Origin of the sequence: Atlantibacter sp., assembly GCF_032062175.1 — a bacterium.
Classification (GTDB): Bacteria; Pseudomonadota; Gammaproteobacteria; order Enterobacterales; family Enterobacteriaceae; genus Atlantibacter.
On the sequence record NZ_DAMBQK010000003.1, the window covers coordinates 303568 to 312141 of the forward strand.

Here is an 8574-nt window from a genome sequence, read left to right on the forward strand (position 1 = left end):
CTGTATTGGCTCATTGGTAAAACCTTTGTTGCGTTACTGTACTGTATACCAATCGCCAGGCCGGCATTCTTTGATTTAAATCAATAAAAACCATATAGCAAATAGGGTCATGCTGGCATTTATTTGTTTTACATCAACTTACGCGATATATCCTGAGTTAAAAACTTTGTAAATTTTCAAAATTTTTTAGTTTGCCAGGACAAAACCGGCGCAGGATTTTGTGTAGTGCAAATAAGACGTTAAGCTATATCATTACCCTTCGCAGGAGAGCGAAATGACCCATACTCTCACCTGGCACGACGTGCTGGCCGATGAAAAGCAACAGCCCTATTTTATCAACACGCTGAAAGCCGTTGAGGATGAACGCGCCGCTGGCGAGACGATTTATCCGCCAGCCAAAGACGTCTTTAACGCCTTCAGGTTTACCGAACTGGGTAACGTGAAAATCGTGATTCTGGGCCAGGACCCGTATCACGGACCGAACCAGGCGCATGGCCTGGCTTTTTCCGTCCGCCCTGGTATTCAGCCGCCGCCGTCGCTGGTCAATATGTATAAAGAGCTGGAAGGCTCGATTCCTGGTTTTGTCCGTCCGTCTCATGGTTATCTCGAAAGCTGGGCGCGCCAGGGCGTGATGCTGCTCAATACCGTGCTGACGGTGCGTGCCGGGCAGGCGCATTCCCACGCCCGTCTTGGCTGGGAAACTTTCACTGATAAGGTGATTTCAATTATTAACGAACATCGCGAAGGCGTGGTGTTTATGCTGTGGGGATCACACGCCCAGAAGAAAGGCGCGATGATCGACAGGGAGCGCCATTATGTGTTGCAGGCACCGCATCCCTCTCCGCTCTCGGCCCATCGCGGCTTTTTTGGCTGCGGCCACTTTGTGAAAGCCAACGACTATCTGGCGCAGCGCGGTGAAACCCCGATTGACTGGACGCCGGTATTACCGGAATAGCAGGCATAAAAAAGCCAGCAAATTTGCTGGCTTCTCTTTATCAGGCTTTATTCTGCCGCCACCATTCGGCTAACAGAACGCCGGTAGCGACCGATACGTTTAGGCTTTCAACGTTGCCTGAGCCGGGAATAGCAATGCTCATATCGGCATTATCGAACGTGGCATCGGAAACCCCGTCACGCTCCTGCCCCAACACCAGCACCATTTTCTTAGGCAATTGCGCGTTATACAGCGCGGTGCCTTTATGGCTGGATGTCGTCACGATGGCGTAACCCGCTTGACGGAAGCGATCCAGACCGTCGCTGAAGGTGTCGCCGCTGATTGCCTGGACATGCTCTGCGCCGCCTTCCGCGGTACGCACCGCCGCGCCGGATTCCAGCAGGGAGGCATCCTCTACCAGCAGGCCTTTCACGCCGAAATGCGCGCAACTGCGCATAATGCCGCCCAGGTTATGCGGATTGCCAACGTCTTCCAGCGCCAGTATGCAGTCATCTTCACCCGCATTTTCCAGCCAGCTTTCAACGCTCATACCGTTGCGCTTTTTGATAATAAAGCACACGCCGCCGTGATGCTCCGTGCCTGACGCTTTTGCCAGCTCGGCATCATCCACCACGTGATAAGCCTTACGGTTAGCCGCCATCCAGCGCAGCGCTTCTTTGAAACGCGGCGTGACGCTCTGGATAAACCAGGCGCGCACTATGGAATCCGGACGGCTCTGGAACAGCGCCTGGCAGGCGTTTTCACCATAGACGCGCGTTTCTTCAGCGCGCTGGCGACGGATCACTTCCCGATCGACATACCCTTTTTCAGGTTGTTCAGCCTGATCGACACTCTCGTCGTTATAGTCGCGCGGCGGACGTGAAACCGTGCGCCACGGGGATGATGACGGAGCGTCGCGATCGCTATACCGGTCGCGGCCAGCGCCAGGCTTATCATCACGACGCGGACGACGCTCGCCCTTACCTGACGCGGCAGGACGCCCGCCTCCCTTCCCGGTACGCGGGTTCTGGGTACGTTTTTCGCTGTCGTCATCGCTGCGGACATACATCACTTTGACCTTGCCGCCTTTACCTTTAAATTCTTCGCTCATGCTCTTCTCCACCTGGCTGCCGCGTGGCGCGCAGATTACCCGATGTGACGCCGCTTCGCCATCTACTTCGGTCAAAAGTCAGGAACTATCATATTCATTGGAGTTATCTCGTTGTCGATGTCAAATGAATAAACGATAATATTTAACATCTCAGAAACAGATCCATCTCGTCGACAACTCGACGCCGCACTTTAGAGGTTAGTTATGAATACCGTTTGTGCCTCCTGTCAGGCTGTAAATCGCATACCTGACGACCGTGTTAATGACGGGGCAAAATGTGGCCGTTGTGGTCATGAGCTGTTTGATGGCGAAGTGATTAACGCCACCAGCCAGACGCTGGATAAATATCTTCAGGACGATCTGCCGGTCGTGGTGGATTTTTGGGCTCCCTGGTGCGGTCCCTGCAAAAACTTCGCGCCGGTATTTGAAGACGTAGCGGAAGAGCGCAGCGGCCAGGTACGTTTCCTGAAAGTGAACACCGAAGCGGAACCCGCGCTTAGCGCCCGCTTCCGCATCCGCAGTATCCCGACCATCATGGTTTTCAAGAAGGGTCAGATGGTGGATATGCTCAACGGCGCTATGCCGAAAGCGCCGTTCGACAGCTGGCTCAACGAAAACTTGTAACCCGCGCTAACGGGGCATCTTCCGGATGCCCCGTTTTGTTATCTACGCTAGAATAGCGTTTTTACGTTAATTCCCCCTGATGACTGAAAACGCCGTCCTTCGACTTCGCGCTGAACGCCTGGCGCGCGCCACCCGTCCGTTTCTTGCCCGAGGCAACCGCATCCGCCGCTGCCAGCGCTGCCTGCTGCCGTTAAAACAGTGCCTGTGCGAAACATTGCAGACCGTTGCGGCGCGCAGCCGGTTCTGCCTGGTGATGTTTGATACCGAACCGATGAAACCCAGCAATACCGGACGCTTGATTGCCGATGTATTGCCCGACACCGCTGCCTTTCAATGGTCGCGCACCGAGCCGCCGCAGGCGCTGATCGACCTGGTAAACGATCCGGTTTATCAGCCGATGGTGGTGTTCCCGGCATCCTATGCCGATGCGCAGCGAAAAGTACTTACTACGGTTATGCCACACGCCAAACCACCACTGTTTATTATGCTCGATGGCACATGGACAGAAGCGCGTAAAATGTTCCGTAAAAGCCCGTATCTGGATGCGTTACCCGTCATCTCGGTCGATCTCAGTAAAACCTCGGCATACCGACTGCGTGAAGCCCACGGCGACGGCCAGTATTGCACGGCCGAAGTGGCCATCGCCCTACTTGAACTGGCAGGCGATGCGCAGGCGTCACAAGGTCTGACCGGCCATTTCACGCTATTTCGCGAGCGTTATCTGGCGGGTAAACCTCATCATCAGGGAAGCGTCACAGCAACCGAGCCCGAAAGCGTTTAAAATCATTCATTCACATCCTCGGGGGGAATGTTATGAGTCAACGTGGGCTGGAAGCGCTACTTCGACCGAAATCCATCGCCGTGATTGGCGCGTCCGTGAAGCCCGACAGAGCGGGCTACCTGATGATGAGAAATCTCTTATCAGGCGGTTTTTCCGGGCCGGTATTGCCCGTTACGCCAGTCTATAAAGCGGTGTGCGGGGTGATGACCTGGCCGGACATCACCAGTCTGCCCTTCCCGCCCGATCTGGCGGTAATTTGCACCAACCCCAGCCGCAACGAGGCGCTGCTCAACGCCCTCGGCGAAAAAGGCTGCAAGACCTGTATCATTCTCTCCTCGCCCAAAGAGCAGCAGGCCACACTGCTGGAATGTGCTAACCGCTGGCAGATGCGCCTTCTGGGGCCGAATAGCCTGGGCCTGCTGGCACCGTGGCAAGGACTCAACGCCAGCTTTTCCCCGGTGCCGATCCGCAAGGGCAAACTGGCGTTTGTGTCACAATCTGCCGCTGTTTCAAACACGATTCTCGACTGGGCGCAGCAGCGCGAAATGGGGTTTTCCTACTTTATCGCCCTGGGGGACAGCCTTGATATTGATGTCGACGAGCTGCTGGACTATCTCTCGCGGGATACCAAAACCAGTGCGATTTTGCTTTACCTCGAACAGCTTAGCGATGCGCGCCGTTTTGTGTCCGCCGCGCGTAGCGCCTCACGTAATAAACCCATTCTGGTGATCAAGAGCGGACGCAGCCCGTCGGCGCGCCAGTTATTGAATGCAGAAACCGGATTAGACGGTGCCTGGGATGCCGCCATCCAGCGTGCTGGTCTGTTGCGCGTGCAGGATACCCATGAACTGTTCTCTGCCGTTGAGACCTTAAGCCATATGCGCCCGCTGCGCGGCGAGCGGCTGATGATTGTTAGCAACGGCGCTGCGCCTGCCGCCCTGGCGCTGGATGAACTGTGGTTACGTAACGGCAAGCTGGCAAGCCTCGGAGATGACATCGTCAGCCGCCTCGCTGGCGTGGTGCCTGCGGGCGTGAACGTCGCTAATCCTCTGGATTTACGCGATGACGCCACCACGCAACGCTATGTCCAGACGCTGGAAATTCTGCTGGATAGCCAGGATTTTGACGCGTTAATGATTATCCACTCCCCGAGCGCCGCTGCGCCGGGCAGCGAAAGCGCAAGGGCGATTATCGAATTGCTGGCGCGTCATCCTCGAGGACGTTACGTGACGCTACTTACCAACTGGTGCGGCGAGTTTTCGTCTCAGGAAGCGCGCCGCTGGTTCAGCGATGCCGGTATCCCTACCTATCGCACACCAGAAGGCACCGTCACGGCGTTTATGCATATGGTGGAATATCGCCGTAACCAGAAGCAGCTGCGTGAAACGCCGTCGCTGCCGGCAAACCTCACCGCCAATACGGCTGAAGTGCATCAACTGATTACCCGGGCACTGGAAGATGGTGCAACGCATCTGGATACCCATGAGGTACAACCCATTCTTCAGGCGTATGGTTTGCAAACCCTGCCGACCTGGATTGCTGGCGATAGCGCCGAAGCGGTGCATATTGCTAAGCAGATCGGTTATCCCGTTGCCCTGAAGCTACGCTCGCCGGATATTCCCCATAAATCCGAAGTCCAGGGGGTTATGCTGTATCTGCGCACAGCGACTGAAGTACAACAGGCCGCTGACGCCATTCTCGACCGGGTGAAAATGACCTGGCCTCAGGCGCGTATTCACGGCTTACTGGTGCAGAGCATGGCTAACCGTGCGGGGGCCCAAGAGTTACGTGTCGTCGTAGAGCAGGACCCGGTGTTTGGTCCATTAATTATGCTTGGCGATGGCGGTATGGCGTGGCGCCAGGATCAGGCGGCTGTAGCGCTGCCTCCCCTGAACATGAACCTGGCGCGCTATCTGGTCATTCAGGCGATAAAAAGCGGCACGATCCGCGGGCGCAGCGCATTACGCGCGCTGGATATTGCGGGTCTGAGCCAGTTTCTGGTGCAGGTATCGAACCTGATTGTCGATTGCCCGGAAATCAAACGGCTGGATATTCATCCGCTTTTGGTATCCGGCAATGAATTTACCGCGCTGGATGTGACGCTTGAGCTGGAAGCCTTTGAAGGCGATGCGGATGCGCGGTTGGCGATACGACCATACCCACATCAGTTGGAAGAAACCGTTACCCTCAAAAATGGCCAAACCTGCCTGTTCAGGCCCATTTTGCCGGAGGATGAGCCGGAACTTCGGCGCTTTATTTCTCAGGTCACCAAAGAAGATCTTTATTATCGCTATTTCAGCGAGATCAATGAATTTACCCATGAAGATTTAGCGAATATGACCCAGATCGACTACGATCGTGAAATGGCATTTGTGGCGGTATTCTCCCATGAAGGCCAGGAACAGATCCTGGGCGTTACGCGCGCAATCTCAGACCCCGATAATGTGGATGCAGAGTTTGCCGTGCTGGTTCGCTCCGATCTAAAGGGTCTGGGATTAGGCCGAAAATTACTTGAAAAACTCATCGCTTATACGCGAGATCATGGTCTTGAACGCCTGAACGGCATTACGATGCCCAACAACCGAGGCATGGTAGCGCTGGCGAGAAAACTGGGTTTTGCTGTCGACATCCAGTTAGAAGATGGCATCGTTGGACTGACCTTAGCCTTGAATAAAACGCGGGATTCGTGAGTAAGGTATTGGAAATGTTACTCACATTCCTGAGTAGTAATGTTATTATCCACCGCTACCGTCGTCCGCCCCTCAGGGATGGCCACCTACTGTATAGAGAAGATATGCACTGTGATGTTGTCTAAATTTAAACGAAACAAACATCAACAACACCTTGCCCAACTACCTAAGCTTTCTCAGTCTGTTGATGATGTAGCGTTTTATTTCTCTCCGGCCGACTTTCGCGCCACATTGCTGCAAAAGATCGCCAGCGCGACGAAACGCATCTGCATTATTGCCCTTTATCTTGAACAAGATGATGGTGGGCTCGGCATTCTGTCAGCACTCTACGACGCTAAGCGTCAACGCCCTGAACTGGATGTCTGTGTACTGGTTGACTGGCATCGCGCACAGCGTGGCCGTATCGGCGCTGCCGCTTCGAACACCAACGCCGACTGGTATTGCCGGATGGCGCAGGAAAACCCGGACGTTAAAATCCAGGTATACGGCATTCCCGTTAATACCCGAGAAGCTCTCGGCGTTTTGCACTTTAAAGGCTTTATTATCGATGACAGCGTTATCTACAGCGGTGCCAGCTTAAACGACGTTTATCTACATCAGCATGATAAGTATCGTTACGATCGCTATCAGTCGATCCGCAACCCCCGTCTCGCCGACATTATGTATGATTGGGTGAACACCAACCTGATCCAGGGGCGAGCGGTAAACCGGCTCGATACACCGGAGCGCCCGAAAAGCCAGGAAATCAAAAATGATGTCCGGCTGTTCCGCCAGGAATTACGCGACGCGGTGTATCATTTCGCGGGTGATGCTGACAACGAACAACTGTCCGTCACCCCACTGGTCGGGCTTGGGAAATCCAGCCCGCTCAATAAAACCATCTTCCATCTGATGCCCTGCGCTGAGCAGAAGCTGACGATTTGCACCCCTTACTTCAACCTGCCTGCTATCCTGGTGCGTAATATCATTCAACTATTGCGCGATGGCAAACAGGTCGAAATTATTGTTGGCGATAAAACTGCGAACGACTTTTATATCCCGGAAGATCAGCCGTTTAAAATCATCGGCGCATTGCCATATCTGTATGAAATTAACCTGCGCCGCTTCCTGAGCCGTCTCCAGTATTATGTCAATACGGGTCAGTTGACCGTACGGCTATGGAAAGATGATGACAACACGTACCATCTGAAAGGCATGTGGGTCGATGATGAGTGGATGCTGCTGACTGGTAACAACCTTAACCCGCGCGCCTGGCGTTTGGATCTGGAAAACGCGATCCTTATCCACGATCCAAAACATGAGCTGGCGGCGCAACGCGATAAAGAGCTTGAGCTGATCCGCACGCATACTACGGTGGTTCAGCATTATCGGGATTTGGAAAGCATCGCGGATTATCCGGTGAAGGTCCGTAAACTGATCCGTCGTTTACGGCGCATCCGAATTGATCGCTTAATCAGCCGTATTCTGTGAATATTCGCCCTGCATGCAGGGCTTTTTTATGAGCACCGTAATGCGCCGATTTTTATTGATTACCTTGTTTTCTCTGACTGGCTGTAGCCATATGGCGTACGATCGATGGAGCGGGCAGGATAAGGCCCAGCACTTTATCGCCTCAGCGATGCTATCTGCCGCTGGCAACGAATATGGGCAGCATCAGGCCTGGTCGCGGGATGCCAGTGCAGGATTTGGATTAATGTTTTCGGTAGGTCTAGGCGCATCAAAAGAGCTATGGGACAGCCGCCCAGCAGGAAGCGGCTGGAGCTGGAAAGATTTTGCCTGGGATGTGGCGGGCGCGGCAACTGGCTATTCTATCTGGCAGCTTGCGCAGTATTAGTTTGCTCATCCCCACTTCGCCTGATGCTCTCGTTTACGTTTTAAATAGTCTTCATCTTCGCGGATCTTATCCCACCAGGTTTTAAATACCGCAGCGGCGGCAGCCTTCACCGGATCGTTACCGCGCTCATGCAAACTTCCATCTTCGGTATATTTTTTACCACCTTTGTAATTGGCATATCGTCGGGCGCGGGTATATCCCATCTGGATAAATTTACGGGCCATATCCATGCCGACGAAATCGTCCTGCTGCCGATACGCTTCAAATAACTGGTAAATCTTTTCCGCTGATTTAATCGCCGACTCTTCATCTTTATAGCGCCACCAGGGAAGGATTTCGCCTTTATAGGGTTCAACCAGCAGCACGCCTTGTTCACCACGGCCCACCTGATATTTTTCAGGGTGCTTTCGAAAATCGATTTGCGAGAAATCCTGCTGATAGTCGAACTCTTTTTTGGTCATTCGCTTCTCCATTGCGGTTGTTTCAAACCTCTTAAAGATAGTTTATTGATGTTAACGCAGGGAGATTATCGGAGAAGGAGTGGAATATTGCAGACAGCAAAAAGCCCATCCGTGAGGATGGGCTTCTGCTTGTTTGATG

The 8574-nt window shown here is 53.7% G+C and carries 8 protein-coding genes; 6 read left to right on the plus strand and 2 right to left on the minus strand.

The window, feature by feature from the left end; all coding sequences use genetic code 11:
- Nucleotides 1-274 precede the first annotated feature (274 nt).
- Nucleotides 275-955, plus strand: coding sequence for a uracil-DNA glycosylase (gene ung / locus RT120_RS05425; RefSeq protein WP_312980358.1), 681 nt, complete (start codon nt 275-277; stop codon nt 953-955).
- A gap of 40 nt (nt 956-995) precedes the next feature.
- Here the strand turns inward: ung and RT120_RS05430 are convergent, their stop codons facing one another.
- On the minus strand, nt 996-2045 hold the full coding sequence (locus RT120_RS05430) for a tRNA/rRNA methyltransferase (RefSeq protein ID WP_312980361.1): 1050 nt from the start codon (nt 2043-2045) through the stop codon (nt 996-998).
- A 204-nt stretch (nt 2046-2249) separates the two neighbouring features.
- On the opposite strand from RT120_RS05430, the gene trxC reads away from it, so the two are divergent.
- The 5 genes from trxC (at nt 2250) to RT120_RS05455 (ending at nt 7974) form a co-directional block, all read left to right on the plus strand.
- Entirely contained in the window at nt 2250-2669 is a 420-nt protein-coding gene (gene trxC / locus RT120_RS05435; RefSeq protein ID WP_312980364.1) for a thioredoxin TrxC, read from the plus strand.
- Between the two features lie 79 nt (nt 2670-2748).
- Nucleotides 2749-3450, plus strand: a complete 702-nt coding sequence (locus tag RT120_RS05440; RefSeq protein WP_312980367.1) for a tRNA-uridine aminocarboxypropyltransferase — start codon at nt 2749-2751, stop codon at nt 3448-3450.
- A gap of 32 nt (nt 3451-3482) precedes the next feature.
- Entirely contained in the window at nt 3483-6140 is a 2658-nt protein-coding gene (locus tag RT120_RS05445; RefSeq protein WP_312980370.1) for a GNAT family N-acetyltransferase, read from the plus strand.
- A gap of 114 nt (nt 6141-6254) precedes the next feature.
- Nucleotides 6255-7610 (plus strand): CDP-diacylglycerol--serine O-phosphatidyltransferase, encoded by a 1356-nt coding sequence (gene pssA / locus RT120_RS05450; protein WP_312980419.1) that lies wholly within the window; start codon nt 6255-6257, stop codon nt 7608-7610.
- A gap of 40 nt (nt 7611-7650) precedes the next feature.
- The gene (locus tag RT120_RS05455) at nt 7651-7974 is read left to right on the plus strand and encodes a YfiM family lipoprotein (protein ID WP_312980422.1); all 324 of its coding nucleotides are present in this window, start codon (nt 7651-7653) and stop codon (nt 7972-7974) included.
- Between the two features lie 5 nt (nt 7975-7979).
- Here the strand turns inward: RT120_RS05455 and RT120_RS05460 are convergent, their stop codons facing one another.
- A complete protein-coding gene (locus tag RT120_RS05460; protein WP_312980373.1) occupies nt 7980-8435 on the minus strand; it encodes a DUF4385 domain-containing protein in 456 nt (151 codons plus the stop codon).
- Nucleotides 8436-8574 lie beyond the last annotated feature (139 nt).

Coding starts and splice junctions, on each gene's coding strand:
- ung (WP_312980358.1), top strand. CDS start 275: ATGACCCATACTCTCACCTGGCACGACGTGCTGGCCGATGAAAAGCAA.
- RT120_RS05430 (WP_312980361.1), bottom strand. CDS start 2,045: ATGAGCGAAGAATTTAAAGGTAAAGGCGGCAAGGTCAAAGTGATGTAT.
- trxC (WP_312980364.1), top strand. CDS start 2,250: ATGAATACCGTTTGTGCCTCCTGTCAGGCTGTAAATCGCATACCTGAC.
- RT120_RS05440 (WP_312980367.1), top strand. CDS start 2,749: ATGACTGAAAACGCCGTCCTTCGACTTCGCGCTGAACGCCTGGCGCGC.
- RT120_RS05445 (WP_312980370.1), top strand. CDS start 3,483: ATGAGTCAACGTGGGCTGGAAGCGCTACTTCGACCGAAATCCATCGCC.
- pssA (WP_312980419.1), top strand. CDS start 6,255: ATGTTGTCTAAATTTAAACGAAACAAACATCAACAACACCTTGCCCAA.
- RT120_RS05455 (WP_312980422.1), top strand. CDS start 7,651: ATGCGCCGATTTTTATTGATTACCTTGTTTTCTCTGACTGGCTGTAGC.
- RT120_RS05460 (WP_312980373.1), bottom strand. CDS start 8,435: ATGACCAAAAAAGAGTTCGACTATCAGCAGGATTTCTCGCAAATCGAT.